Annotated in this window: 17 protein-coding genes and 1 tRNA gene; 7 read left to right on the top strand and 11 right to left on the bottom strand. The window is 66.9% G+C overall.

The window, feature by feature from the left end:
- Nucleotides 1-13: 13 nt before the first annotated feature.
- The 3 genes from MC375_RS12595 to MC375_RS12585 all read left to right on the top strand — a co-directional run bounded on the left by MC375_RS12595 (nucleotide 14) and on the right by MC375_RS12585 (nucleotide 2,995).
- Complete coding sequence (locus MC375_RS12595; protein WP_242103735.1) at nucleotides 14-1,279, top strand: patatin-like phospholipase family protein; 1,266 nt, start codon at nucleotides 14-16, stop codon at nucleotides 1,277-1,279.
- A 74-nt stretch (nucleotides 1,280-1,353) separates the two neighbouring features.
- Nucleotides 1,354-1,881, top strand: a complete 528-nt coding sequence (locus MC375_RS12590) for a phasin family protein (RefSeq protein WP_242103734.1) — start codon at nucleotides 1,354-1,356, stop codon at nucleotides 1,879-1,881.
- 172 nt (nucleotides 1,882-2,053) lie between these two features.
- Nucleotides 2,054-2,995, top strand: a complete 942-nt coding sequence (locus MC375_RS12585) for a restriction endonuclease (protein ID WP_242103733.1) — start codon at nucleotides 2,054-2,056, stop codon at nucleotides 2,993-2,995.
- An 82-nt stretch (nucleotides 2,996-3,077) separates the two neighbouring features.
- Here MC375_RS12585 and MC375_RS12580 read toward each other — a convergent pair whose 3' ends face one another.
- Nucleotides 3,078-5,069, bottom strand: a complete 1,992-nt coding sequence (locus MC375_RS12580; protein ID WP_242103732.1) for an SDR family oxidoreductase — start codon at nucleotides 5,067-5,069, stop codon at nucleotides 3,078-3,080.
- Nucleotides 5,070-5,212: 143 nt separating this feature from the next.
- Between MC375_RS12580 and MC375_RS12575 the strand changes: the two genes are divergently transcribed.
- Together MC375_RS12575 and MC375_RS12570 are read left to right on the top strand one after the other, a co-directional pair.
- Nucleotides 5,213-5,479: an acyl-CoA-binding protein gene (locus tag MC375_RS12575; protein WP_242103731.1), complete on the top strand. Its 267-nt coding sequence runs from the start codon at nucleotides 5,213-5,215 to the stop codon at nucleotides 5,477-5,479.
- A 110-nt stretch (nucleotides 5,480-5,589) separates the two neighbouring features.
- Nucleotides 5,590-6,216 (top strand): TetR/AcrR family transcriptional regulator, encoded by a 627-nt coding sequence (locus MC375_RS12570; RefSeq protein ID WP_242103730.1) that lies wholly within the window; start codon nucleotides 5,590-5,592, stop codon nucleotides 6,214-6,216.
- Nucleotides 6,217-6,245: 29 nt separating this feature from the next.
- Here MC375_RS12570 and MC375_RS12565 read toward each other — a convergent pair whose 3' ends face one another.
- A complete protein-coding gene (locus tag MC375_RS12565; RefSeq protein WP_242103729.1) occupies nucleotides 6,246-6,671 on the bottom strand; it encodes a hypothetical protein in 426 nt (141 codons plus the stop codon).
- A 152-nt stretch (nucleotides 6,672-6,823) separates the two neighbouring features.
- Here MC375_RS12565 and MC375_RS12560 point away from each other — a divergent pair, with 152 nt between their 5' ends.
- Both MC375_RS12560 and MC375_RS12555 read left to right on the top strand, forming a co-directional pair.
- Nucleotides 6,824-7,675, top strand: coding sequence for a hypothetical protein (locus MC375_RS12560; protein WP_242103728.1), 852 nt, complete (start codon nucleotides 6,824-6,826; stop codon nucleotides 7,673-7,675).
- A 65-nt stretch (nucleotides 7,676-7,740) separates the two neighbouring features.
- A tRNA-Val gene (locus tag MC375_RS12555) sits at nucleotides 7,741-7,815 on the top strand.
- A gap of 95 nt (nucleotides 7,816-7,910) precedes the next feature.
- Here the strand turns inward: MC375_RS12555 and MC375_RS12550 are convergent.
- The 9 genes from MC375_RS12550 to MC375_RS12510 all read right to left on the bottom strand — a co-directional run bounded on the left by MC375_RS12550 (nucleotide 7,911) and on the right by MC375_RS12510 (nucleotide 26,719).
- Nucleotides 7,911-9,341, bottom strand: coding sequence for a sugar porter family MFS transporter (locus tag MC375_RS12550; RefSeq protein ID WP_242103727.1), 1,431 nt, complete (start codon nucleotides 9,339-9,341; stop codon nucleotides 7,911-7,913).
- Between the two features lie 142 nt (nucleotides 9,342-9,483).
- On the bottom strand, nucleotides 9,484-10,824 hold the full coding sequence (gene xylA, locus MC375_RS12545) for a xylose isomerase (RefSeq protein ID WP_242103726.1): 1,341 nt from the start codon (nucleotides 10,822-10,824) through the stop codon (nucleotides 9,484-9,486).
- A 130-nt stretch (nucleotides 10,825-10,954) separates the two neighbouring features.
- On the bottom strand, nucleotides 10,955-13,321 hold the full coding sequence (locus MC375_RS12540) for a glycoside hydrolase family 95 protein (RefSeq protein ID WP_242103725.1): 2,367 nt from the start codon (nucleotides 13,319-13,321) through the stop codon (nucleotides 10,955-10,957).
- Between the two features lie 12 nt (nucleotides 13,322-13,333).
- On the bottom strand, nucleotides 13,334-16,291 hold the full coding sequence (locus MC375_RS12535; protein WP_242103724.1) for a TIM-barrel domain-containing protein: 2,958 nt from the start codon (nucleotides 16,289-16,291) through the stop codon (nucleotides 13,334-13,336).
- 62 nt (nucleotides 16,292-16,353) lie between these two features.
- Entirely contained in the window at nucleotides 16,354-18,057 is a 1,704-nt protein-coding gene (locus tag MC375_RS12530) for a DUF5597 domain-containing protein (protein WP_242103723.1), read from the bottom strand.
- A gap of 14 nt (nucleotides 18,058-18,071) precedes the next feature.
- On the bottom strand, nucleotides 18,072-20,015 hold the full coding sequence (locus tag MC375_RS12525) for a sialate O-acetylesterase (RefSeq protein ID WP_242103722.1): 1,944 nt from the start codon (nucleotides 20,013-20,015) through the stop codon (nucleotides 18,072-18,074).
- Nucleotides 20,012-21,901 (bottom strand): glycoside hydrolase family 2 TIM barrel-domain containing protein, encoded by a 1,890-nt coding sequence (locus MC375_RS12520; RefSeq protein ID WP_242103721.1) that lies wholly within the window; start codon nucleotides 21,899-21,901, stop codon nucleotides 20,012-20,014. The genes MC375_RS12525 and MC375_RS12520 overlap by 4 nt, the downstream gene beginning before the upstream one ends.
- Nucleotides 21,885-24,110, bottom strand: a complete 2,226-nt coding sequence (locus MC375_RS12515) for a sialidase family protein (protein ID WP_242103720.1) — start codon at nucleotides 24,108-24,110, stop codon at nucleotides 21,885-21,887. The genes MC375_RS12520 and MC375_RS12515 overlap by 17 nt, the downstream gene beginning before the upstream one ends.
- The gene (locus tag MC375_RS12510; protein ID WP_242103719.1) at nucleotides 24,107-26,719 is read right to left on the bottom strand and encodes an exo 1,3/1,4-beta-D-glucan glucohydrolase; all 2,613 of its coding nucleotides are present in this window, start codon (nucleotides 26,717-26,719) and stop codon (nucleotides 24,107-24,109) included. The genes MC375_RS12515 and MC375_RS12510 overlap by 4 nt, the downstream gene beginning before the upstream one ends.
- Nucleotides 26,720-26,905 lie beyond the last annotated feature (186 nt).

The raw sequence follows: 26,905 nt of genomic DNA, 5'->3' as shown, positions 1-26,905 counted from the left end.
TTTTACCTTTTCCATGCTCTCAGTCCACGCCGCCCGCAACCGGGCGAACGATCGGGGCGCCCCGCGCATCGGCCTGGCCGTCGCCGGGGGCGGACCGATCGGCGGCATGTACGAACTGGGCGCCCTGCGCGCGCTCGAAGAGGCGATGGAAGGCCTCGACCTGTCGCGTCTGGACTGCTACGTGGGCGTCAGCAGCGGCGCATTTCTTGCCGCGGGCCTCGCCAACCGGATGTCCACTGCCGAGATGTGCCGGATCTTCATCACCGGCGACAGCGACGACGTGCAATTCCGCCCGGAGACCTTCCTGCGGCCGGCGGTGTACGAATACCTGCGTCGCGCCGCCAGCCTGCCAAGGCTGACGTTCGAATGGTGGCGCGGGCTACTGTTGGAACCGAAGGAGTCGCGTTGGTCGGAACTGTTGACGCGCTTCGGCGGCCTGGTGCCGACCGGACTGTTCGACAACACCGAAGTAGAGCGCTTCCTGCGCGACGTCTTCACCCGTCGCGGGCGCAGCAACGACTTCCGCCAGTTGCAGGGACGTCTCGCTGTGGTTGCGGTGGATCTGGACAACGGCGAGACGGTCACTTTTGGCGGCGAAGGCTGGGACGACGTGCCGATTTCCAGGGCCGTGCAGGCCAGCGCCGCACTGCCCGGCCTGTATCCGCCGGTGGAAGTACGCGGACGCCAGTTCGTCGACGGCGCATTGCGCCGCACCATGCATGCCTCGGTGCTGCTGGATCGCGGCATCGACCTGCTGATCGGCGTCAACCCGCTGGTGCCGTTCGACTCCGGTCACGCGCCGGCGGACGCGCGCGCGCCCGGCACGCGCAGGCGTGGCCTGGCGCAAGGCGGGCTGCCTGCGGTGCTGTCGCAGACATTTCGCACGCTGCTGCAGTCGCGCATGCAGGTCGGGCTGTCCCGGTATGCGCAGCAGTATCCGGACGTGGACCAGCTGGTGTTCGAACCCAACGCGGCCGATGGCGAGCTGTTCTTCTCCAACGCCTTCAGTTTCAGTGCCCGCCGCCGCATCTGCCAGCTCGCCTACCGCAACACCCTCGACGATCTCGGGCGCCGACGCGAAACACTGCGCCCGCTGCTGGCCGCCCATGGCATCGGCCTGCGCGATGCCATCCTCGACGACCCCGAACGCACGATCCTTTCCGGCCTCGAGCGGACACCGCCGCGCAGCACCGAAACCACCGCGCGGCTGCGGCGCGCGCTGGACGATACCGAGCATCTGCTCAAGCCCGCGCACAGGCGCCGCCGCTCGCGGCGCTGAGCGCATGGTGTGAATGCTCTAGCGATGCGGAAGATGCTGCACGGCACGCAACCGATCCCCGGGAGGGATTCCAGATGGCCAAGTTCAAGAAAGCGGGCAAGAAGACCGGTCCTTCCAGCGCACAGGCGCAGGCCGACCAGCTGTCGAAGAAGCTCAGCGAATCCGCGCAGCAGGTCTGGCTGGCCGGCGTCGGCGCGTTCGGCCGCGCCCAGGCCGAAGGCACCAAGCTGTTCGAGGCGCTGGTGAAGGAAGGCATGAATTTCGAACAGGGCGCACGCAGGTTCGCCGGTGGTCGCGCCGATGTGGTGCGCGATGCCGTCGAGGCCCGCGTCGGCCAGGCGCGCGAGCGGGCCAGCGACACCTGGGACCGCCTGGAGAAGGTCTTCGAGGACCGCGTGCAGCGCGCGCTCGTGAAACTGGGCGTGCCAGGCCGCGAGGACCTTGCCGATCTGGCGCAGCGGGTCGACACGCTTACCGCAGAATTGCGCCGTCAGCGCACGTCCGCCGCACCGCGCAGCGCGCCAGCGCGCAAGGCGCCGGCTAAGAAGGCCGCGGGCAAGAAGACCGTCGCGCGCAAGCGCAAGGGCGCGCCCACCGCCTGAGGCCGCGCAACTTTCTCGCCCGCCAGTCCGCACGAAGACCGTATGCTCCCTCCCCTTGCGGCCTTGGACTGGCGGGCGACCTGATTCGCACCCACGTCCGGGCGCAAGGTTCGCGACGTTGCCTTGAACCGGTTCCGTTATCCTTGGCGACCCCGCATCGAACAGGTCGCGCATGAGCGGCATCCTTCTTCCTATCGTCGTATTCCTGCTGATCGGCGGGCTGGCCAGCGCGTGGCTGCTCGGCGTTCGCCTGCGCCGCGAGCAGCAGGCCACCGGGATCATGGCGCTGGCAGGGATGCACTGGCGCGAATTCCAGCGCCTAGTACTCGAGGTGATGGCCCGGCGCGGTTACCGCCAGACCGGCAGCACCGACATGTCCGACGATCACGGACTGATCGAGCTGGAACACGGCGGCCGCATGTCGCTACTGTCCACCAAGCACGGCACCGCTTACGTCCTGGGACCGGCAACCATCGCGGAATTTGCCAGTGACCTGCAGCTGCGCGGCGCCACCGGTGGCTGGATGACCACCCTGGGCAGCGTCGCGGCCGATACCCGGTCGCTCGCCCGCGTGCAGAAGATCGAGCTGCTGGATGGCCAGACGCTGTGGAAAGAAATTGAACCGCAGCTGGATCCGGCGCAGCGGGCCGAGATCATGGGCGCTGTCCGTGCGCGAGCGAACCGGCATGTGATGCTTGTCTGGGTCCTGGCCGGAGTCGCAGGCATCGCCATATTCCTACTCTCAGGACGCGATGCGCCGGCGCCGGCAGCTTCGCAACAAGCTGCCACGCCGGCGGCAACCCCTGCTGCTCCCCCACGCCAGCCCGCATCGACCGCGGCGCCGCCGATGACCGCGCCTGTTCCCGAAGATCCCGCCGCACTGGCCAGCCGCCGACGCAAGGTCGCAGATGCCGTGGCGACCCTGCCCTGGGTGGATCGCGCCGTGTGGTCGACGCGATCGACCCTGGTCGTGCATCTCGCCGGCGCACCCGACAGGGCCGGGCTGTGCGCCCTGCTCGAGCCGTATGCCGAGCTGCGCGCGTCGCGCCTGCAGCTGCAGCCGCCGCGCGACAGCGATACGCCGGTGCGCTTCATCCAGTGCCACGCCTACTGACGCGGCCGGCTCACGCAGCCGATGCAGGCCCAACCAGCCGACCGCAATCGCGCGCCCGCACCGGAGCAGGCCCGGGAGCCGGTTACCAGTGCACGCCCCGCATCAGCGCGGCGAAGGCGATCTGCTCGTTGCTCGGCTGCTCCTCGCCCTTGAGCGCTTTCTTGTCGCCCTTGGCCGCGGCCGAATCCGGGAACAGTTCGAACGCGGTGTTCATGATCACCTCGTAGGCCTTCGGCGCCAGCGCATTGATCAGGGCAGAGAAGATGCCCAGGCGGGTGGCGATGCGGCTGGGCTTCTCGATGATCGCCTTGACCAGCAGATCCGCGGCCTCATCCGGAGTCAGCGTCGGCACGCTGTCGTACATCTTGGTCGGCGCGATCATCGGCGTCTTCACCAGCGGCATATTGACGGTGGTGAAGCTGATGCCCTTGCCCGAGAGCTCGCCCTGGGCGCAACGGCTGAACGCGTCCAGTGCGGCCTTCGAGGCCACGTAAGCGGAGAACCGCGGCGAGTTCGCCAACACACCGATCGAACTGATGTTGATGACATGACCCTTGCGTCGCTGGGTCATCGACGGCATGAAGCCCATGATCAGGCGCAGGCTGCCGAAGTAGTTCAGCTGCATGGTGCGCTCGAAGTCGTGGAAGCGGTCGTAGCTGAGCTCGATCGACCGCCGGATCGAACGGCCGGCGTTGTTGATCAGGATGTCGACGTGCCCGTGCTCCTTGAGCACCTTCTGCACCAGGCGGTCGCAGTCGGCCATGTCCGATAGGTCCGCGGTATAGGCGAAGACCTTGCCGCCGGCCTTCTTCATTTCGTCGCGGGCCTTGTACAGCTCGTCCTGCCCGCGCGCCACGATGATCGTGGTCGCCCCGGCTTCGGCCACGCGCTGCGCGGTCGACAGGCCGATACCCGACGAGCCGCCGGTGATCACCACCACCTTGTTGCGCACCTTGCCGCGCAGGGTGCGGTCGACGAACAGGTCCGGATCGAGGTGCCGCTCCCAGTAGTCCCACAGCCGCCAGGCGTAATCGTCGAGCCGCGGCACGCCGATGCCGCTGCCGCGCAGTGCGCGCTCGGTCTCGCGATTGTCGAACCGGGTCGGATAGGTGATGAATTTGAGCACCGATTTCGGAATGCGGAAATCGCGCAGCAGCATGCCGATGAAGCGCCGCACCGGCGGCAGGTTGCCCACCGCCATGCGGATACCACCGGGCACGAAGGCGAACATGCGCGCATCGATGCGCATGGTCATCTCCGGTGCATGGCCGGCGCGGGCGAAGGTATTGAGCACCTCGCCCACGCGCATGGGCTCGGGGTCGGTCAGGTGGAAGGTATGCCCGTCCAGCTTGGGCTTGTGCGCGATGTGGTCCATTGCGTCGGCGACGAAATCCACCGGGACGATGTTGATCCGTCCGCCTTCGATGCCGAGCACCGGCATCCACGGCGGCAGCAGCTCGCGCAGCTTCTTGAGCAGGGTGAAGAAGTAGTACGGCCCGTCGATCTTGTCCATTTCGCCGGTCTGCGAATGACCCACCACCATCCCGGGGCGGTAGATGCGCCATTTGATCCGCTTCTCCGCGCGCACCAGGCCCTCGCTGTCGTGCTTGGTGCGCAGATAGGGATCGTCCAGGCCCTCGGCTTCTTCGAACATGTCCTCGCGGAATACGCCCGGGTACAGCCCGGCGGCCGCGATCGAGCTGGTGTGGTGGAAGCAGCCGGCATCGATCGCCACCGCCAGCTCGAGCGCATGCGCGGTGCCATCGATATTCGCCGCCCGCTGGCTCTCGGCGCTTGCCTGCAGGTCGTAGATCGCCGCGAGGTGGAAGAAATGCCGGACCTTGCCGTGCAACGCCTTTATCTGCGCTGCGCTCAGGCCGCACCTGGGCGCGGTCATGTCGCCCACCACCGGGACGATGCGGCGCATGTCCCAACCCATCTTCTTCCCGACCGTCTCGAGTTTCTTCTGCGAATCCTTGCGCACCAGCACGTGGATCGTGCCCTTGCGCCGGAGCAGGTTGCTGACGAGGTAGCGGCCGATGAAACCCGTGGCGCCGGTTACGAAATAGCTCATGCCTGCAGTCCGGTCGGGGGAGGCCGCACTCCGCGACGTCCGTGCCGCTTACGGTGCCAGAGCGCAAGCGCTGCGACAATCCGCAGGTGTATTGACCCTTCACCGGGCCCGTGCTGTCATGCCGGTCCCCCAGGAGGTGCGCCATGGCCACGACCGGCGATCTGAAGCGGCAGTTCGAACAGGCGGCAAAGGATGTCCAGAACCTGCCGGAGCGCCCCGAGAACGAGACCCTGCTACGCCTGTACGCGCTCTACAAGCAGGGCGCGGAAGGCGATGTCAGCGGCCCCAAGCCCGGCTTCTTCGATTTCGTCGGTACCGCCAAGTACGAGGCGTGGGCCAAGCTCAAGGGGACCGACCAGGACGAGGCTATGCAGAAGTACGTGGACCTGGTGAAGAAGCTGACCAATTGAAGTTTTTCCCACCAGGGGAGGAACCTGGGTCCGCAGGTGCCTTGCCCGTGACGCCAACCCGCTCCCGCCCCGCACGCGCCTTCCCCGCTGGAGGGAAGGAATAGACACCGATGGCCCGCGATACCCGCCAGCGCATCCTCGACTGCTCGCTTGCGATGTTCAACGCGCAGGGCGAGCCCAACGTCACCACCAACCACATCGCCGACGAGCTGGAGATCAGCCCCGGCAACCTGTACTACCACTTCCGCAACAAGGACGACATCATCGAGCAGCTCTTCGGCAAGTACGAGGAGCGGATCGATAACGCGCTGACGCCTCCGAGCGGGCGCCTCCCTGGCCTGGAAGACGTGTGGCTGCAGCTGCACCTGGTGTTCGAGTGCATCTGGGATTACCGCTTCCTGTATCGCGACCTGGTGGACATCCTCAGCCGCAACCGGCGCCTGCGCATCCGCTTCGCCCGGATCCTCAAGCGCGCCGACGACCAGGCCCACCTGGTCATGCGCGGCCTGTCGCAGGCCGGGGTCATGCGCGCGTCGGCGGCCGAGCTGGATGCGGCATCGACCAACATCCTGGTGATCGCCACGTTCTGGCTCAACTACGCTGCGGTGCGCGGCGACAAGGACGAACAGGCGGCGATCCGCGACGGCATCGTGCAGGTGATGATGTCGCTGGCGCCGTTCTTGCGCGACGCCGAGCGCATGCACCTCAACACGCTCACGCGGGCCTATCGCGAATAGCGGGAGGGCCGGCGGGTGCCGGCCTGGTACTAGGCCCCGCGCCCCTTGCGCGCCACCCGTACGGCCGCCTGCGTGCGCGGGCTGGCGCGGCGCTGGCCCGGCTTCTTCGCGGCGGTACGCGCCTTGCGTGCGGGCTTGCGACCAGTCCTCGGTACGCCGAGCTTGTCCAGCACCGGAGCGAGGCGTGCCTCGATGTCGGTGCTGAAGCGTCCGACCTGCGGCTCGGCCTTTTCGCCCAGCGTCATCGCGACGCCGCGGGCGAGATCGCGCGCATCGCCGGCGAACTGCGCGGCCTGGCGTCCGAACCTTCCGGCTTCGTCCAGGGCGATGCCTAGCGCGGTCCGCGCTTCGCGGCGCGCCACCGAGATCGCGCCGAGGGCGGCCAGCCACAGGTGGCGGGGCGTGGTTTGCCGGTACGCACCGGCTGCACGGCGGACGGATCTGCGAACGACCATCGTTGACTCCTCTGGCCCTGAGGCCGATATCGACCGCTACAGCCTGACCGCCTGCGATGGAGCAATCACACTATCGACGCGCGCGCGCCAGGCTTGCCAGCAACGTGGCAATGGCGGGATGCTGCGCGCCTCGCCAACCGCAAGGACACCGCATGGCCGCCAGGACCGGATGGGCTGCATTCCCGCACGACGCCAAGGCCTACGCCTACCCCGGCGATGCGCTGAAGAAGGCCTGGCCAAAACTGCACGCGGGCGACGCCGAGCCCTTCCCCGACGACAAACGCGCCGCCGCGCTGATCAAGGCCGCCGGCAAGGCCGCGCCCAAGCTGGACGCCTCCACACTGGCGTCGGCGCTGCAGGAGGCCTGGCGCGCGTTCCATTCCGGCGACTTCAAGGCCGCCTTCGACGCCGGCGAGAAACTCGGCCCCATCGGCGCGTCGGTGGCGGCCAAGGCGATCGGCATCCATGCCACTTACCTGGTGGACGACGAGGCCGAGAAACTCAAACGTTTCGAACAGGCCGCCAAACTGGCCGAGGGCGCGATCAAGGCCCTGCCGGAGGAAGCCAACAGCCACTACCGCCATGCTTTCGCGCTGGGCCGCTACAGCCAGGGCCTGAGCATCGCCAAGGCGCTCAAGCAGGGCATCGCCGGCAAGGTGCGTGAGTCGCTCGACGCCGCCCTGGAGCTCGCGCCCAAGCACGCCGAAGCGCACACGGCACTGGCCCTGTATCACGCCGAGATCATCGGCAAGATCGGCGCCATGATCGGTGGCCTGACCTACGGAGCAAAGGCCAGCGAGGCGGAAAAGCACATCAGGGAAGCGCTCAGGCTCACCCCCGCCTCGCCCATCGCCCACATCGAGCACGGCAACGTGCTGATGCTGCTGTACGGCGACCGCAAGGAAGACGCTGCGGCCGCCGCCTACGAGAAGGCGGCCGGCCTGAAACCACAGGACGCCATGGAAGCTCTGGACGCCGCCTACGCCCGCTCGCAGATCGAATGAACGCGGCAACCGGCCTTGTCCCGCCCTGCCCCGGCCCGTAGAATGCGCGGCCCGAGCGCAGCATCGGGCGGTTAGCTCAGCGGTAGAGCATTGCCTTCACACGGCAAGGGTCGCAGGTTCGATCCCTGCACCGCCCACCATCAATTTCAACGACTTAGGCCACCTTTTAGGTGGCCTAAGCGTTTATGCGGCGTGACTTCGCTTGCAGCGAAGTGTCGCGCAGGCCGCGAGCCTGTCAGCCTTCCATCTGCTCCAGTTCCTTGCCCTTGGTCTCGTGCACGTACTTGAGCACGAAGAACACCGAGATGACCGCGGCGATGGTGTACAGGCCGTAGGCACCGGCCAGACCGATGCTGGTCAGCAGGATCGGGAAGGTCATGGTGATCGCGAAGTTGGAAGTCCATTGCGCCGCGCCGGCGACCGCCAGACCCGAGCCGCGAATCTGGTTGGGGAACATCTCGCCCAACATCACCCACATCACCGGCCCCCACGACATGTTGAAGAACACCACGTACACATTGGCCGCCACCAAGGCGAGAACGCCCATAGAATCGGAAAGCGCCAGCTTGCCGGCCGCATCCAGGCCGGCAGTGGCGAATGCATACGTCACCAGCGCCAGTGATACCGCCATGCCTGCCGAGCCGACCCACAGCAGCGGCTTGCGTCCGATCTTGTCGATCAGCACCACCGTCACCAGGCAGGCACCGATGCTGAGCGCGCCGGACAGCACGTTGATCAGCAGCGCATCGCTTTCGGAGAAGCCCACCGCCTGCCACAGCACCGCGCCGTAGTAGAACACCACGTTGATACCGACCAGCTGCTGGAACGTCGCCAGGCCGATGCCGACCCAGACAATCTTGCGGATCTTGCCGGTCGACTTGTTGATCAGGTCGGACAGGCGCGGACGATGGTGGTCCGCCGACAGCGAGGCATCGATCTCGGCCAGCTTGGTGTTCGCCTCCGTCGCGCCGTAGAGCCGGGTCAGCACCTGCAACGCGTCCTGCTTGCGGCCTTTCACCACCAGGTAGCGCGGGCTTTCGGGGATGAACAGCAGCAGCAGCAGGAAGACCGTCGACGGAATCGCCATCATCCAGAACATCCAGCGCCATGCCGCGTATCCGAGCCACAACGCCTCGGTGGAAGCGCCCGCGGTCTTCGCCAGCAGATAGTTGCTGAGGAAGGCGCAGAACAGGCCGCTGATGATCGCGATCTGCTGCACAGTCGCCAGCCGTCCGCGATAGCGCGCGGATGCGACCTCCGCGATGTAGGCCGGCGACATGACGCTCGCGGCGCCGACGGCGAAGCCGCCCAGCACCCGCGCGGCGATGAACATCAGCGAGGTGTTCGCCATGCCGGAACCGATCGAGGACAACAGGAACAGCACCGCCGAGATGATCAGCACTGCACGCCGGCCCCAGCGGTCGGCCAGGCGACCGGCGAAGAACGCACCGACCGCGCAACCCAGCAACATCGACGCCACTTCGAAGCCGGTGCCTGCCGAGCTGGACTGGAAAGTCTGCTTGAGTCCATCGACCGTGCCGTTGATCACGCCGCTGTCGAATCCAAACAGGAATCCGCCGATGGTGGCCACGCAGCTGATCAGGATGATGAGGCGGGTGTTTTCACCACCGGCTGCGGCTGCTTGCGGTAGGGAGACGCTCGTCATGAGGACACCTTGGTTGTGTTGGGGTTGCCGGACCGACGCCGGGCGTTAAAGGGGTACAGCGAACAACTTTGCGCTCGTGTTTCCCGCCCCGGCGGGAATGACAGTGCGGAAATCCCGCACATTCCGATTTCGAGCGCCTGGATCAACGGAGCAGGTACTGGTTGAACAGGTTCTCGTACACCTCCTGCCGGCCACTGCGTTGTTCCGGCTCGCCTGCCTGCGCCGCCAGGTCACGCAGGTCGGCCAGCGTACTCCTGCCGTCCTCGAAATCACGCCCGGCGCCCTGATCGAAGCTGGCATAGCGCCGCTGGCGCCAGCCCTCCATCGGCGAAGCCGTCAGCAGGGCATGCGCCACCTCCAGGCCGCGTGCGAACGCGTCCATGCCGCCGATATGCGCCAGGAACAGGTCCTGCGGATCGGTGGATTCGCGCCGCACCTTGGCATCGAAGTTCAACCCGCCCGGCTGCAGGCCACCCTGGCGCAGCACCACCAGCATCGCGGCCACGGTGTCGTACAGATCCACCGGGAACTGGTCGGTGTCCCAGCCGTTCTGCGGATTGCCGCGGTTGGCGTCGATGCTGCCGAGCAGGCCCGCATCCGAGGCCACCTGCAGATCGTGTTCGAAGGTATGCCCGGACAGCGTGGCGTGATTGGCTTCGATGTTGAGCTTGAAGTCCCGGTCCAGGCCGTGCTCGCGCAGGAACCCCACCACCGTGGCCGAGTCGAAATCGTACTGGTGCTTCATCGGCTCCATCGGCTTGGGCTCAATCAGGAACACGCCATCGAATCCGATGCTGCGGCCGTAGTCGCGAGCCATCGTCAGGAAGCGTCCCATATGCGCCAGCTCGCGCTTCATGTCGGTGTTGTGCAGGCTGGCATAGCCTTCGCGCCCGCCCCAGAACACGTAGTTCTCCCCACCCAGCTCCACGGTCGCCTCCAGCGCCGCCTTGACCTGCACCGCGGCGCGCGCGACCACGGCGAAATCGGGATTGGTGGATGCACCGTTCATGTAGCGCGGATGGCTGAACAGGTTCGCGGTGCCCCATAGCAGCTTGACGCCGGTCGCCTGCTGGCGCTCTTTCGCCAGTGCGACCATGTGCCTGAGGTTGCGCTCGTACTCGCCTACATCGCTGGCGTCCGGTGCCAGATCGATGTCATGGAAGCAGTAGTAAGGCACGCCAAGCTTGCTGAAGAATTCGAACGCAGCGTCGACCCGTGCTTCGGCGCGCCCCATGGCCGTGGCCGGCGCGTCCCATGGATAGGCGCGGGTGCCCGGACCGAACGGATCGTGGCCGGCATTGCAGAAGCTGTGCCAGTAGCACACGGCGAAGCGCAGGTGCTCGGCCATGGTTTTCTCGCCGATCCTCTTGCCGGCGTCGTAATGCTTGAACGCCAGCGGGTTGTCGGAGCCGATGCCCTCGAACGGGATGCGGCCGAGGCCGGGGAAATATTCTCGGGTGCCGATGAAGAAGTCGTTGCTCATGATCCTGTTTCCGCCGTGGGATGCGCCGGGAAGCAGCGCGTTTGATTTCGAAATCGATCCATATCAGGTGTTAGCGGCATGACCGCATCGATCGGATGAGAAAGCGCCTGCCGCATCACGTACGCCAGGCTCATAGCCGAACCAGCCTGTCGCCGCGCAGGCCGAACTCAGCCGAATGTCCCGCCTGCAATGTCGTCTCCACGACCTGCTCGCCGTACACCAGGGAATAGTCGCCGCCCTTATCGCTGGACAACCGCGCCTGCACGAGCCGTCCGTTTCGCCATTTCAGATCCATCCCGGCCGCGCCGCGCACTCGCAGCCCGCGCACTTGCCCCATCGGCCATTGCCTGGGCAACGCCGGCAGCAGGAAGATCGACCCGCCCCAGCTTTGCAGCAGCATCTCGGTAATGCCGGTGGTGCCGCCGAAGTTGCCGTCGATCTGGAACGGCGGATGCGCATCGAACAGATTCGGGTAGGTGCGGTCGGGACTCAGCAGCATCCCCAGTATTTTGTGCGCGTGTTCGCCATCGCCCAGTCTCGCCCACAGGTTCAGGCGCCAGCCGATGCCCCAGCCGGTGGCTTCGTCGCCGCGGATTTCCAGCGATTTCTTCGCCGCCGCCGCCAGCTCGGGCGTGTCGCGCACGTTGATCTGCGAACTCGGGTGCAGAGCGTACAGGTGGGAGACATGACGATGATGGATTTCCGGCGCCTCCATGTCCCAGTCCTCACGCCATTCCTGCAGCTGCCCCGCCCTGCCGATCCGGTCCGGTGGCAGCTGCGCGCGCAACGTGGTCAGGCTCTTCGCGAAGTCCGCATCGACGTCGAGGAGGCCCGCCGCTTCGATGCATTGCGCAAACAGGTCCCGCAGCAGCTGCGAATCCATCGCAGGCCCGGCGCACAGCGATGCGCCGTGCGGGTGCACGTTCTCCGGGGACATCGAAGGATTGGTGACAATCTCGCCGCTGGCAGGATCACGCACCAGGGTGGCTGCGAAGAACTCGGCCGCACCCTTGAACAGCGGGTAGATCCTGGCCAGGTAGGCGCGATCGCGGCCGTAGTCCCAGCGATCCCATAGCTGCTGCAGCAGCCAGGCACCACCCATCGGCCACAGGCCCCACTGCGCACCGTCGATCGGACTGCTCTGGCGCCACAGGTCGGTGTTGTGGTGTACGACCCAGCCTGGAGCGCCATACATATGCTTCGCGGTGCGCGCGCCGGTTTCAGCGAGATCGAACAGCATGCGCTCCAGCGGCTCGACGCATTCGTGCAGCGCATTGGCCTCGCTGGGCCAGTAGTTCATCTCGGTGTTGATGTTAATGGTGTACTTGCTTCCCCACGGCGGATCCATCAGGTCGTTCCAGACGCCCTGCAGGTTGGCCGGCTGGGTACCGGGTCGCGAGCTGCAGATCAGCAGGTAGCGGCCGTACTGGTGGTAGAGCGCGGCGAGCGCGGGATCGTTGCCGTCGGCGAACCGCTCGACGCGCTCGTCGGTCGACAGCTTCTCCGCCTCGCTATGGCCCAGGTCGATGGCCACGCGGCGGAACAGGCGCCGGTGCTCGGCCACGTGTGCAGCGCGCAGTGCGTCGAAGCCGCGCTTGTGAGCTGCCGCCAGCTGCCGGCGAGTGATTTCTTCCGGATCGCCGCCGACGTCGTCGTAGCGGCGGTAACCCGTGGCGGCGGTGGCCAGCAGCACCACTTCGTCCGCCCCTTCGATCTCGATGCGCCCCCGATCCATTTTCAGCGTGCCGCCCCGGGGCAGCACGCGCACCCGCAGCGCGAACTTCAGCCTGCCCTCGACGCCGTGGGCCGATCCGTTGCGGCCACGCAGCAGCAGGGCGCCGTCTTCGACCCGCACCTCGTTCTCCTGGTCGCTGTCGAGCCCAACGCGCAGGTTGACGCCGCCAGGGCCGTCGGTGGCCACGCGCACCGCGATGCACTGATCGACCGGCGACACGAAGGCCTCCCGCGTATGCAGTGTCTTCCAGGTCCGGAACTGGGTGCAGGTGATGGCGGTATCGAGGTCGAGCTCGCGGCGGTATTCGGATGTGTCGGGAACGTCGCGGAAATCCAGGACCAGGTCGGCCAGCGGCTGGTACGGCATCTGCTTGAGCGGGCGCGACATCAGTTTCGCATCCGCCAGCGCCTCGGCTTCCGCATACCTCCCAGCGAAGATCAGCCGGCGCACCTCCGGTAGCGCGGCCAGCGCCTCCGGATTGTTGGCGTCGTAGGGGCCGCCGGCATACAGCGTGTCCTCGTTGAGCTGCAGTCGTTCGTGTTCGATGCCACCCCAGACCATCGCGCCAAGGCGCCCATTGCCCAGCGGCAACCCTTCGACCCATCGCGTCGCCGGGCTGCGGTACCAGAGTTTGAGCGCTTCATCTCCAGCCGCAGCGGCGCCTTCCTGCGCGCGCGCGATCGCGGACGGCGCAAGGCCCGCGATCGCGACGCCCGCGCCTATCGCTTTGCACAACTCCCGCCTGGTGAGGTCGGCGCTCATCTCAGGCCGCGATCACTTGCCGGACCCGGTTGCCGGCGCCTTGCGCACGGTGACTGCCTTGCCGTCGTACTGCACGGTGGCATCGGTCGCCGGTTCCAGGGCACCCGCATCGTTGCGCGGACCGTCCACCCAACGCACATGGATCGTGCGCGTGGCCTGCATGCCGGGCCACGATCCTTCGCGCGCACCGATCGTCAGCTCGCCGCTCTTTTCGCTCCAAGCGAGCGGGATACGGCTGAACTGACCTTTTTCGTAGCCGTAGCTGCGGCCGTCGTCCTCGTACAGCGAGAACTTCCCGTCGGCGCCGGTATAGACCACGACCGTGAGCGGAGCGTTTGGCTGCTCGTCGACGTGTTGCAGCACCGGACCCGTCGGCACGATCGAACCGGCCCGCACGAACAACGGCATCCGCGCCAACGGCGCATCGGCCTGGATCGCCTGCCCGCCATCGAAGCGCTTGCCGGTGTTGAAATCGATCCACGACGTGCCCGCAGGCAGGTAAACCTCGCGGCTGGTGGCCTTGAACTTCGTCACCGGAGCGACCAGGAACGCGGGGCCGAACAGGTACTGGTCGTTGATGTCGCGCACCCTGGCATCACCCGGAAAGTCCATCGCCAGCGCACGCATGAAGGTGCCGTCGCGGTGATGCACGTCGCCGGCCAGCGTGTAGATGTACGGCAGCAGCGTGTAGCGCAGCTTGTCGTAGTAGACCAGACTGTCGTAGACCGGCGTGCCTTCCGGCGAGATGTTCCAGATCTCGCGATACGGCAACTGCCCGTGCGAGCGGAAGATCGGCGCGAACGCGCCGAACTGGAACCAGCGCAGGTTCAGCTCGCGCCACTCCGGCAGATGCGCGGGATCCTGGTTCTCGTAGCGCTTCTCGACCGCGAAGCCGCCGATGTCGAAGGTCCAGTTGGCCAGGCCCGACATCGACAGGTTGACGCCGGCCGAGATCTGGTCGCGCAGGTCGTCCCAGCGCGAGACCACATCGCCGCTCCACACCGCCACCGCGTTGCGCTGGGTGCCGGCATAGCCCTTGCGCGAAAGGATGAACACGCGCTTGTCCGGATCCTTCGCCCGATCGCCCTCGTAGACGCCCTGGGTGTGCGGCAGCGGATAGGAGTTGAAGAGTTCCGTCGACGGGCCCAGCGCGGTCGGCGTGGTGCGCGCCTTGCGTTCTTCGACATCGAGGTTGGAATGCAGGTCGGGCTCGTCGGCGTCCAGCCACCACGCGTCCATGCCGATCGCGTTGAGCTTCTCGTCGATCTGGCGCCAGTAGATGTCGCGTGCCTGCTTGGCGTAAGGATCGTAGAACGACGAGGTGTAGCCGGGGCCGATCCAGTCCTTCTCGCCGACTTCGATGTTGCGCTTGTACATGTAGCCCTTGCTGTCGAGCTCCTTGAAGTTGGCGGTGCTGGGATAGAACTTCGGCCACACCGAGATCATGATCTGCGCATTGTTGGCGTGGACATGGTCGACCATGCCCTTCGCGTCCGGGAAACGCGCCTTGTCGAAATCGTGCGAGCCCCAGGCGTCCTCCGGCCAGTACGACCAGTCCATCACGATGTTGTCGATGGGCAGCTTGCGCTTGCGGTATTCGTCCAGCGCGCCGGTGAGTTCGTCCTGGGTCTTGTAGCGTTCGCGGCTCTGCCAGAAGCCATAGGCCCACTTCGGCAGCAGCACCGACTTGCCGGTGAGCTGGCGATAGCCGGCGACCGCCGCGTCGAGGGAGTCACCGGCGACGAAGTAGTAGTCGATCATCTGCCCGGCTTCGGACCACAGCGACAGGTCCTTCGCTTCGGCCGACGGCAGCGGGTCGCGGTGCAGCAGGGCGATGTAGCTGGGATCGATCAGGTCCCATTCGATCTTCAGCTTGTGGCGCTGGCCGGGCTTCATCTCCAGTGCGAACTCGTGGTGCCACGGGTTCCAGTTCTGGCGCCAGCGGTCGATCACCAGCTTGCCGTCGACCCACAGTTTCGCGTACTCGCTGGAATACAGCGAGAACGTATGCCGCCCTGGCGTCTGCGCCTCGATCTCGCCTTCCCAGGTCGCCTGCAGACGCGGCGGCGCCTGCCCCTGCTCAGCCGTCGCCTTCGCTTCGGCCGGCCACTGCTTGAGGTCCTTGATGTACTGGTAGTTGATCTCAGATTCGCGCCGCTCGACCTTCTGCACGCCGCCCACCGAGTAGCGCGCAGTCAATGCGCCCTCCTTGCCGTTGGCGTCGTACAACGTCAGCGACTTCGGCAGCGGCTGCAGGCCGCGCGGATCGCCCATGCGGGTGATCGAATTGTTGTCCCACAGCAGGCCGTAGTTACGGCTCGATACCAGGAACGGCACCGCCATGTCGATGTTGTTTTGCTGCAGTTCGACGTCGCGGCCCTTCTGGTTCATCCAGCCCTGCTGGTGCTGGCCGAAGCCGTAGATCGCCTCGTCGTCCGGCGACTCGAAGCGCTGGCGCACGCTGAGATAGTCCTTGCCTTCGACCTTCAGCGGCGTGAACGTACGGCCACCGGGCACTTCCGACAGGATCGGCTTGCCGTTCTGGTCGAGAAAGCTGACACGGCCGGTGTCCTGCGCCACCTCCGCGGTCACGCGCGCGGTCGCCAGGCGCACCTTGCCGTCGCTGCTGGTGACCTCGAACGAAGGCGGCGCCCCTTCGTCCTTCACCCGCATCAGGCTCTCGGAGCGAGCGAAGTCGCCATCGGGATCAGCGCTGACCCGGATGATGCCGTCGTTCACCACCTGCAGCCGCACGTCGGCGGCGCCTTCGGCAGTCGGATGCACGACGATGCCACGGTCGGTCTTCTCATAACCCTGCGACGCGGCGGCTTGCGATGCCGGCGAGTCCTCCGCCGCTGCGCATGCCGACAGCAGTGCGGCCATCAGCAATGGCGCCCAGCGCCGGATGGTCGGAACCGCAAGCGGCTGCGGCCGCGACGGTGCTGGGAGCGAACGCGGGATATGGATCATGCCGATAAGCCTCTGTGAGACAGGAGTGGGATGACTCGCAAACGGTGGGAGATTCGGGGGCTTCATGGCCCACCTGTGCTGTCGTAGGTCGCCAGCTTCACCCGCAGCAACTGCACGGCGCTGGAGAAGTTGAGTCCGTAATCGGTCTGGTCGCCGTTCCACACGCGCATGAATTTCCATGCGCCGCGTTGGTCGTACGTGCCTTCTTCGACGCGGTCGTAGATCATGTGCACGTCATCGTCGGCCGGATGGATCGATACCCGCGCGTGGTAGCCGGTGACGAGGAACTCGTCCGGCGCCAGTTCGACGATCAGGGCCGCGCCGGTCGGCTCCGGGTTGCCCGGCGGCGGCCCCTGGAACCAGAACTGGGGCACGCCGTAGGTGATGGTCGCGTTCCAGCGCTCGTTCAACGTCAGCTGCTGCTCGGGTTCGCCCGCGCGCTCCGCCGTGCCGTGCACCTTGCCGGCAAAACTCTGCTTCGCGATCAGGCGCGCCGCCGGCTTGACCAGCTTGTAGTTCAGCGCGAACGGCGCCAGCGTTTCGGCGTCCATGCGCCTGGCGCCCAGCGGCCAATTGGAATATCTGGTGAAGTCGATCCCGAACGGCGACCAGCCGATCGCCTGCTGCCCGAGCGCGGCGAAGAAATAGCGGGCGAACGGTGTGTCGTTGCCGGTTTCCGAGACGAACAGCGCATTGTCCGGGCGCGAATAGCGGTCGAGCACGGTGGTGTGTTTCTCGTACTCGCGCATGTAGATGTCCGGCGTCAGCAGGTCGATGTTGGGCGCCGCCAGCTTGTAGATGTCGAGTACGTTGTCGGTTGGCCCGCCGCTCTCGTACTGGCCCGGCAGGCCGGGCGTGAACGGGTCGCGCAGCGCAGCGTTGACGTACATCGGCAGCGGATATTCGGCCTTGCCGGCCGCGGCGACCTGGTCGATGTAGTGGGCGACGTGCCAGGCGTGGAAGTATTCATCGGCATCGGTGCCGAACACTTCCCGCCATGTGCCCGGCTGTTTCTTCAGCCCTTTGACCAGCACCTCCGGCACCGCGGCGTCGAACACCTGCTGCGCCAGCGGCGAGAAGTCGCGCGGCGAACCATAGGTACCCGGTTCGTTCTGCGGCTGCACCATGATCACCGTACGCTGCGGATCGGCCTGTTTCAGATGCCGCATCAACTGCACGAACGCCTTCCTGTCCGCTTCCAGCGTGGCCCCGGCATGCGGCGACAGCGAGTTGAGGGTTTTGCCCTCGGCGGTGATCACGCGCGGGAAGCGCTTGTTATCCAGCTTGACCCAGGCCGGCGCGTAGTTGGGGCCGTTGTTCTTCCAGGTGGCGAACCAGAGCAGCACCAGGCGCTTGTCGCGCTCGCGCGCCTGCGCCAGCAGGGTGTCGAGGAAGGAGAAATCGAACGTGCCTTCCTTCGGCTCGATCTGCTCCCAGGCGATCGGCACCATCACCGTGTTGGGATCGAGGATCTCGATCGCAGGCCACACCTGCGGCAGCACTGCCGGATAGTTGCTGGAGTTGTTGACCTGCGCGCCGAGGATCAGGAAGGGCTCGCCGTCGACCAGCAATGCGTGGCGGCCATGCTCGGTGACCAGCTTGGGAATCGGCGCCTCGGCCTTCCTGGCCGCTGCAGCGGCGGTGGGGGTTTCGGCCGCATCGGCGCCATTGTGCGTGGCGGACGGCGGGCTGCAGGCGGCGAGAACGAACACCGCGGCCAGCGCGATGTGCCTCAAAAGCGCATGCGCTCCTACACACCTGTTCATCATGCAATTCCCGGTCACTGCCAGTCGTCCGTCCGGAACGGCGAAGCCGGCAGCCCTTCGCGATTGGCCAGATCCGCGTCTTCCGGATTGTCACGCCACGCATAGCGTACGGCCTTCGGCTGCGCGACGGCCTCGCTACTCACCACGACGCCATCGCCTTCGATCGTAGCCTGCGCCGGATGGAAGCTGCGATCGTCGCCGGCGACCTCGAAGCCTTGCACGGACTGCCCGCCGCCGCGCACTGCCAGCGTGCTGCCCTGCGTGTCGAATGCGATGCGCGCGTTGCGGCCGTCGAATTGCACGGCGCGATACACCGGCCCGGAATACACCAGCGACTCGCCATAGGCGACATGGCGCGCCGCCAAGGCCATGCGCCGGCCGACTTCCTGCTTGTTGCGCGGGTGGATGTCGTCGGGATCGCCGATGTCGATCGTCACGACCTGGGCGGTCCCCGGCAGTCCGAGCGTCGCCGACTGCGACTCGCGCAGAACCGACCACGGGCTCTCGCTCGCGGTGTCCGCGCCTGAGCGGAAGCTGGCCAGCTGCACCCACAGGAACGGCAGATCCGGCTGCGCCCAGTCGGCGCGCCAGCCGCGGATCAGGGATGCGAACTGATCGCGATAGCGATGCGCCTCGGCAACGGTGTTGGCGTTGGCTTCGCCCTGGTACCACAGGAATCCGCCCAGCGGATAGGGCTGCAGCGGGTGGATCATGCGGTTGAACAACAGGGTCTCGATCTGGTTCTTGTCATCGTCCACGACGACGGTGACCGCCGCCGGACGGAACTTCCATTGCCCGGGCAGCGCGCGCCGCGAGCCGCCCAGCGGTTGCACGTAGGGCAGATCGCTTTCGGCGTGGCGGTCGGAATCGCTGTGGGTGTCGTGGATGCCACCACCGCCGCCGGTGTCGGTCACCCGCACGGCGATGTGGTTGGTCCCGGCGCGCAGCGCTTCGGGGCCGACCCGGTATTCGCGTGGCGCATCCCATCGATTGCTCAGCCCGCCGACGCGAATCCCGTTGACCCAGGTGTCGTCGCTATCGTCGATCATCCCCAGGCCGAGCGTGACCCCTTTCGCCGCCTCCGCGGCGCTCAGCTCGAAGCTGGTCCGGTACCAGGCCACGCCATCCATCTTGTAGCCCGCGGCCTCCCACAGGCCTGGCACGGGAATCGTGTCCCAGTCGCCGTCGTCCAGATCGACATCCTTCCACGAGGCATCGTCCGGGTTCGCCGGCCAGCGTGCCAGGCGCGCACGCGCCTCCGCCAGGGCGCGATCTTCGGCGGCGCGTACCTCATGCATCTTTGCCGCCATCGCCGCGGGCTCCACGCCCAACGATTCCGCATCCATCCACGCCTCGATGCGGCTGCCGCCCCAGGTGCTGTCGATGATGCCGATCGGCACGTCGCGGTCGCGGGCGCGCAGCTCGCGCGCAAAGGAATAGGCGACCGCAGAGAATTCGGCGACGGTCTGCGGCGAAGCGGTCCGCCACTCGCCGCCGGCGAGGCGCGCCTCGGGTTCGCCGGACCAGGATTTGGGTACCTTGAAATGGCGGATGCCGGCGTCGTGCGCGCTCGCGATCAACTGCTCGGCGCCCTGTGCCTGCGCCACCGGCCATTCCATGTTCGACTGACCCGACGCCAGCCATACGTCGCCGATCAGTACGTCGCGCACGGTGACGACCTCGTCTTTGCCCTCGCGAACCGTCAGCACGTAAGGTCCGCCCGCCGCGTGTGCAGGCAGCTCGATGCGCCATGCGCCATCGCCTCCGGCCACCGTCGTGGCCTGGGCACCGTCGAACCCGACTTCGATCCTGGCACCCGGTGTCGCCCAACCCCATACCGGCAGCGGCCGGTCGCGTTGCACCACCGCGCCGTCGGTAAACAGCAGCGGCAGGTTGATCTCGGCGTGTGCCGGCGAGATCGCAAGCAGCACCCCGAGCAGGGCGAAATGGCGTTTCAAGGTTCGAGCTCCCTGTGGTCGTCACGGATGTAGTGGTCCCGTATCACCGACCAGGCCAGCTTGCGCTCGCCGCGTTCGGACAGCAGCCCCTTGCGGTTGTAGCCGGCCTGGAACGGATGCATGCGCACCGGCGAGCGGAAATCCATCATCACCCAGGGCGCGGTGCCGCGCAGGAACGGGATCCGCGCCAGCATGCGCAGCTGCTTGCGATAGAACTCGGCCTGGAACTCCTCGTTCCAGGCGCTGGCGATGTCGTCGGCGCCGTGGCGGCCATGGCGCGACTCGGCGCCGAATTCGCTGACGATCAACGGCTTGCCGAACGGCGTCCACGTCACCTGTTCGGGCTCGGCCGGCCACGGCACGTACCAGCCGAAATATTCATTGATGCCGACCACGTCCAGCGCGGCGACCAGCGGGTCGCTCACGGTTACCTTGCCGCCATCGATTCCGGGCGCGTAGAGCGCCGCCGCGACCAGCCGCGTCGGATCGAGTTCGCGCGAGCGTCGCGCCAGTGCCGCCAGCGCGGCATTGCGCTCCGGACCGGGGCTGGTTTCGTTGGCGACGCCCCAGAACGCGACACCCGCGCGGTTGCGATCGCGGGCGATCATTTCGCTCAGCATCGCATCGAGCCGGGCCTGCATGCCGGCATCGGCGAAGTCGATGCCCTGGTAGACCGGGATCTCCTGCCACAGCAGCAGGCCCATGCGGTCGGCCATGCGCACCAGGTGCTCGGTGTGCGGGTAATGCGCCAGGCGCACGAAGTTGGCGCCAAGGTCGCGGGCGTGCTGCAGCAGGCGGCGCGCATCTTCCGGCGAATGCGCGCGGCGACCGTCGATTTCTTCGTGGACATTGACCCCGCGCAGGAACAGGGGTTTGCCGTTGAGCAGAATCTCGTCGCCACGTACGGCGAGGCTGCGGAAGCCGATGTCCTCCTCCAGCGCATCGTCCGGGGTGGAGACCTGCACCCTGTAGAGCCTGGGCTGCGCCGGCGACCACAGCGCGAACGGCGCCTCGAAACGCACCGGTGCGTAACCGTCGGCACCGGCCTGCACCTGCTCGTCGACATCCAGCTCGGGAATGCGCACGCGCACGAATTGTTGCGGCGCGCTGCCGGCCAGTTTCACCCAACCCTCGACGCGCCGCTGCGAGCCCGGCGCGAGCTGGATGAAGTAGTCCTGGATGTAGGTGGCCGGCGTTTCCACCAGATCCACGTCGCGGGTCAGGCCGCCGTAGTTGAACCAGTCGAAGCCCAGTGCCGGGATGCCGTCCTTGCGGCGTGCGTTGTTGACGTGCACCAACAGGCGGTTCTCGCCCTGCTTCACCCGCCCCGTCAGTTCGAACTGGAACGGCGTGAAGCCGCCTTCGTGGCTGCCGAGTTTCTCTCCGTTGAGGAACACATCGGTGCGGTAGTTCGCGCCACCGAAATGCACGAACACGCGCCGCCCGGCGCGACGCGCGTCGGCGAGCTCGTAGTCGAACGTCTTGCGATACCAGACCGAACCTTCCAGATACAGCAGCTCGGGCCGTTGGGTGTTGAAATCGCCCGGCACCTGCAGCGTGTTGGCATCGTCGAAGCCGTACTCGATGAACTCGGTGTTGCCGCTGGCGGTACGGTCCTTCCACACCGCCTTCCACTGGCCGATGCCATCGGCGTACGGGTCGACCAGCGCCTGCCAGGTGCCGTTGAGGCTGCGCCGCTGGCGCGCCGGCAGGTTAGCCAGAGGCACGGATCCGGCTTCGGCGTCATCCAAAGCCGGAGCTACATTCGCACTGGCCTGCGGACGTGGCGCGTAGCCCTGCGCGTCCGCCAGCAACGGCAGGCCCGCCAGCAACGCGGCCATCAGCCAGCGTGACGCGCCGATTCGCATGTCAACGCGGATCGCCATACACGATCCCCCGTCCATGCGTTCCCAGGTACACACGACCGTACACACGCGGATCGCCGACGACGAGGCGGACCTCGCCGTAGCGATGCGCATCGTCGTCGATGCGGGTCCAGTGGCGGCCCTCGTCGCCGGAGCGGTACAGCCCGACCTTGCCGTCGAGCTGGCCGTAGACGAACAGCGTCGGCGTGCCGTCTTCTTGTTCCGGCTTGCCCAGGCCCAGTGCCAGCGCGTTCTCCACGCCCGGCAGCCGTTCCAGCCCTTTCGCGCCCAACCGCAGCAGTCCGCGCGATGAAGCAGCGATGTACACCAGGCCGCTGTGGCCGGGTGCGGCACGCAGCTGTACGCGGACTCGCTCGCCGATCGCGCCGACGGGGCGTTCGGCCGATTCGAATTCCAAGCCGCCGTTGCGGCTGACGTAGAGCCTGCCATCGGCTGGATCGAAGCCGTACAAACGCTCCGGGTCGACCCGATCGGCTTCGACCACGGCAGTCGGTGGCAGGCCAAGGACACGGCGCCAATGCGCGCCGAAATCGTCGCTCAGCCAGTGTCCGGCTCTGCGCGGCTGCCAAAGCACCCGTTTGCCATCGGCGGTGATGGCGACCTGTCCGGCGCCCTCGCCTTCCGGCGGTTCGCCCGCCAGCTCACGCCAGCTGCGGCCGCCGTCGCGCGAATACGCCGCATGCACCACGTTGCCCGGATCGTCGTGAAAATGGCCGCTGCGCACGATCAGTTCCGGTGCCTGACCGGCGTTGGCCATGCTCTCGGTGTTGCTGTAGCGCGGCGGCCTGGCGAACTGCACAGTGGTCCGGTCTAGCCTGTCGTGCACGAAGCCGTCGATATCGCCCAGGCCGCTGATCAGCGGCGCGCCCTGCGGTGGGCTGAGCAACGCCAGCGGTACGGTTTCTTCCAGGCCTTCGTTCTCGAAGCGCCACTGCACGCGAGCGCCACGCTCGAATGCGCTGAGGTTACGCGATGCCCAGACCCCGTAGCCGGTGACGAACAGCGCGCGATCGCTGTCGAACGGATCGATCTCGACATCGGCCATCCAGTGCGGCGTCGCCTGCGCCGTCCACGGCGAGGCGCCATGATCGAAATCGGAATGTTCAAACAGCGGTTTCCAGCTCCTGCCGCCGTCGATGCTGCGGAAGATTTCGTCGCGCGGGCCATAGCGGGTGAATGTGCTGGCGATCAGCGCCTGCGGGTTGCGCGGATCCACCGCGACCGCGCCCCAGCCGAAGCCGTCGCCCTCGCTGTCGATCGTCTGCGGCGCCGGTGTGATCTCGGTCCAGCGTTGCTGCGCGGGCTCGTATTTCCACACCGCACCGTCCTGCATCCGGTCCGGGCCGGGCTCGTCGCCGTAGCTGAGGTAGTAGCTGCCGTCGCTGGAGCGCACCATGTGGTTCGGGCGCAAACCGGTCGGCTGGCCGGCCACCGGCGACCAGGTCGTGCCGGCATCCTCGGAGACGTACAGACTGATCTCGCGCGTGGATACGCCGGCGTAGATGCGCTGGCTCGGAGTGCCGGCTTCAACGCGTTCCGATGCCGCGCTTTGCGGATCGAACACGACGAAGACGATGCCGATGGCCTGGGTGCGACGGTTGTTCGAAGCACTCGCCGACGGCGAGGTCGCGATCGCCGGAAAGCCATCCACCCGCTGCCAACGCACGCCGCGATCTTCGCTGCGCCACAGCCCGTGGGTGCGCGAACCCAGCAACAGCACCCGGCCATCCTTGGGATCGACCGCGAGCCGTTCGCCGTTGCCCCGGCCCATTTCGTTGCCGCCGAGCTTGAACGGCAGATTGGTGCGCTCGAAGCTGCGGCCGCGGTCGGAGGAACGCAGGATCGCGGCATTGCCGGCGCGTTCGTGGGTATAGGTGCCGGCGGCAAGGTACACGCGCTCGGGATCGGACGGATCGACGGCGAGGCCGTCGATGCCCATCAGGTTGACGTCTTCAAGGCCGAGGCCATCGGTCAGCGCGACCCATCGCCGCGACGCCGCATCCCAGCGGTAGGCGCCGCCGATGTCGGTGCGTGCATAAAGCAGGCCCGGCTCGCGCGGATGGAACACCAGCCCGCTGACGAAACCCCCGCCGCCGATGGGAACATGGTTCCAGGTATACGGCGTTGCCTGTTCGGCGGCGTGCAGCCGGGTCGCGACGCCTGCAATAGCGATCAGAATGGCAAGTGCGGTTGCCCGGAATCCCTTCACTGCCCCGGGCACACCGCGTCGGTCGGATCCGCGACCAGGCGTACCTCCGCGAACGACAGATCCAGCGCCGCAGCCGTGCCCAGCACGAAGGGTTCGTCGACGCGGGCCATGTCGGTCCCCGCCTTGCGGAAGCAGGTCAGCCTGATCTTCGCGGTGCGCCACTGTCCCACCGGCGCGGCCTTCAGCAGCGCCGTGACGTCGACCGTGCCGCGACAGGGCGCATCGTCCGCACCAGCGCAGCCCATCGCCATGGTGACCGGACCCTTGGGCGCCGCATCGACGCGATATTGGACCTGCAGCACCATGTCGGCATTGGCCTGGCGCTGCAGATCCAGCGGCCCGGCATCGGCGCTGCCGATGATCGCCGCTTCGGCCTCGCCGCTGCCGTTCCAGCGCAGCCGGCGCCCGCCTTCCTGCAGGCCGTTGGCATCGACCGCCTCGAGCGACAGCGCGCCGCTGGCGGAGGCCGTGCGGTTGCCTTCGACGACCGTCGCCTTTCCGTCCTCGCGCAGTGCCAGCCGCCATGGCGGTGGTGTGCGGCCGCGGCGGTAGTAGTTGCCCGCGTTGGTGGTCGCTGCATTGACGCCGGATACTTCGGGCAGAACCGGTAGCGTGGTGGTGGACCCGTAATCCAGACCATGGCCCAGGGCGAACAGGGGCTCGTAGTCAGGCTGGCCCTTGTTCAACTCAAGCTGCGCCGCAGTGCGTGGCCAGGAGAACGACAATCTGCCGTGGAAGTCGTGCCGCGGCTTGCCGTCGGCGCCGGCGACGAGCACGTCGGCGATGCCGCCGCCTTCCGTGCCCGGCAGCCACGCGGCGACGAAGGCATCGGACGCATTGAGTTCGGGATTCACCCACAGCGGCCGCCCCGACAGGAAGACGGACACCACCGGAATGCCCTGCGCCTTCAGCTTCCTCAGCAAGGCCAGGTCCTGCTTTTCGCCGGGCTGGAATTCGAGTGTCTGCAGGTCGCCGGCCATCTCCGCGTACGGGGTTTCGCCATAGACAACGATGGCCACGTCGGGGCGCTGCTTGAACGTCCCGTCGATGCCGAGCTCGGCCTGTCCGCCGGCGGCGGCCAACGCTTCGCGCAGGCCCTCGAAGATGGTCTGCGCATTGGGGAAATCGCTGCGCTGGTTGCCCGTCCCTTGCCAGGACAGCGTCCAGCCACCGCTCTGCTGGCCGATGTCGTCGGCACCGGAGCCGGCCACCAGCACCTTCGCCGATGGCTTGATCGGCAGCACGCCGCCGTTGTTCTTCAGCAACACCAGCGACTTACGCACTGCTTCCCGCGCTACTGCGCGATGCTCCGGCGCACCGATCACCCCGGCCTTGCCTTCCCACGGGCGCGCGGAATCGAACAGTCCAAGGCGATGCTTGACCCGCAGGATCCTGCGCACCGCATCGTCGATGCGCGCCATCGGCACCTCGCCCGAGCGTGCCTGCGCCAGCAGGCTTTCGTACACGCCCTTCCAGCTGTCCGGCGCCATCGCCATGTCCAGCCCGGCATTGAATGTCGCCGCGCAGTTCTCGTTGCTGCAGCCGGGAATCTGGCCATGCCCGTTCCAGTCGCCGACAACGAAACCGTCGAAGCCCATGCGCCCCTTGAGCACATCGGTCAGCAGGCTCTTGTTGCCGTGCATCTTCACGCCCTGCCAGCTCGAGAACGACGCCATCACGGTCATCGCGCCGGCTTCGATCGCGGCCGGATACCCGGCGGCGTGGATCCGGATCAGTTCGGCCTCGCTGGACAGGTTGTCGCCCTGGTCCATGCCGTCCTTCGTGCCGCCATCGCCGAGGAAATGCTTGGGCGAAGACGCGACGTGGCCCTGCTGCAGCGGCAGCGATGCGCCGGGTTCGCCCTGCAGCCCGCGCACCATCGGGCCGGCATAGCGACGGACCAGGTCGGGATCCTCGGAATAGCCTTCGTAGGCACGGCCCCAGCCATCGTTCTGCGGCACGGCGAGCGTGGGTCCGAACGCCCAGTCGAATCCGGCGGCTGCGGTTTCGGCGGCGGTGGCCGCGCCGATGCGCTGGATCAGGCCGGGATCGTTGGCGGCACCCAGCCCGATGTTGTGCGGAAAGATCACCGCGCCGATCACGTTGTTGTTGCCGTGCACCGCGTCGATGCCGAACATCACCGGGATCGGCACGTGGCCTTCGCGCTGTTCGAGCGAGACGGCGCGGTAGGCGCGTGCGGTTTCCACCCACGGCCCTGCCGGCGAACGGTCGGGCGCTCCCAGCGGCGGCGAGCTGCCGCCAGCCAGGATCGACCCGAGCGGGTACTTCCTCAGATCCTCCGGCCGCACGCTGGACGTATCGCCCTGCACCATCTGGCCGACCTTTTCCTCCAGGCTCATCTTCGCCAGCAGCTGCTCGACGAACGCTTCGGTTTCCGCATTCTTCAAGCCACGGCTCGCCGCCTTGGGCCACAGTGCCGGATCGGTGACGCCTGCCACCGCTGCTTTTGGCGCCGCCGCTTCATTCTGCGTAGTCGCGGGCTGCCGTTCGCAGCCGCCCAGCATCGGCGCCGCGGTGAGCAGGATCGTTACTAACAGTGCGATCGGTCGTGTCGGAAGTGCGGACGTCGGGGGATTTGTCGGCTTCATGCGGTCACTGGATTCCCGCCAACAACGAAGCTCGCCTGCAAGAGCGAGACGTCTGCTCGTTGTTGGTCTGATGATTACTTCGTCGTTTCAGAAAAGAACGCGACTCGCGTCGCTTCTACATTCGCTCCAGGAGACACGTCTGCATGCGCGCTCCCTCTCACCAACCGCGCGCAGCACTGGCGTCAA

Source organism: Lysobacter sp. M2-1, from assembly GCF_022662495.1.
Lineage (GTDB): Bacteria > Pseudomonadota > Gammaproteobacteria > Xanthomonadales > Xanthomonadaceae > JAKPBU01.
This window is presented reverse-complemented; position numbering and strand designations above follow the sequence as displayed.

What these genes read in the sequence shown, in the direction of transcription:
- MC375_RS12595 (WP_242103735.1), top strand. Translation starts at nt 14, where the DNA reads ATGCTCTCAGTCCACGCCGCCCGCAACCGGGCGAACGATCGGGGCGCC.
- MC375_RS12590 (WP_242103734.1), top strand. Translation starts at nt 1,354, where the DNA reads ATGGCCAAGTTCAAGAAAGCGGGCAAGAAGACCGGTCCTTCCAGCGCA.
- MC375_RS12585 (WP_242103733.1), top strand. Translation starts at nt 2,054, where the DNA reads ATGAGCGGCATCCTTCTTCCTATCGTCGTATTCCTGCTGATCGGCGGG.
- MC375_RS12580 (WP_242103732.1), bottom strand. Translation starts at nt 5,069, where the DNA reads ATGAGCTATTTCGTAACCGGCGCCACGGGTTTCATCGGCCGCTACCTC.
- MC375_RS12575 (WP_242103731.1), top strand. Translation starts at nt 5,213, where the DNA reads ATGGCCACGACCGGCGATCTGAAGCGGCAGTTCGAACAGGCGGCAAAG.
- MC375_RS12570 (WP_242103730.1), top strand. Translation starts at nt 5,590, where the DNA reads ATGGCCCGCGATACCCGCCAGCGCATCCTCGACTGCTCGCTTGCGATG.
- MC375_RS12565 (WP_242103729.1), bottom strand. Translation starts at nt 6,671, where the DNA reads ATGGTCGTTCGCAGATCCGTCCGCCGTGCAGCCGGTGCGTACCGGCAA.
- MC375_RS12560 (WP_242103728.1), top strand. Translation starts at nt 6,824, where the DNA reads ATGGCCGCCAGGACCGGATGGGCTGCATTCCCGCACGACGCCAAGGCC.
- MC375_RS12550 (WP_242103727.1), bottom strand. Translation starts at nt 9,341, where the DNA reads ATGACGAGCGTCTCCCTACCGCAAGCAGCCGCAGCCGGTGGTGAAAAC.
- xylA (WP_242103726.1), bottom strand. Translation starts at nt 10,824, where the DNA reads ATGAGCAACGACTTCTTCATCGGCACCCGAGAATATTTCCCCGGCCTC.
- MC375_RS12540 (WP_242103725.1), bottom strand. Translation starts at nt 13,321, where the DNA reads ATGAGCGCCGACCTCACCAGGCGGGAGTTGTGCAAAGCGATAGGCGCG.
- MC375_RS12535 (WP_242103724.1), bottom strand. Translation starts at nt 16,291, where the DNA reads ATGATCCATATCCCGCGTTCGCTCCCAGCACCGTCGCGGCCGCAGCCG.
- MC375_RS12530 (WP_242103723.1), bottom strand. Translation starts at nt 18,057, where the DNA reads ATGAACAGGTGTGTAGGAGCGCATGCGCTTTTGAGGCACATCGCGCTG.
- MC375_RS12520 (WP_242103721.1), bottom strand. Translation starts at nt 21,901, where the DNA reads ATGGCGATCCGCGTTGACATGCGAATCGGCGCGTCACGCTGGCTGATG.
- MC375_RS12510 (WP_242103719.1), bottom strand. Translation starts at nt 26,719, where the DNA reads ATGAAGCCGACAAATCCCCCGACGTCCGCACTTCCGACACGACCGATC.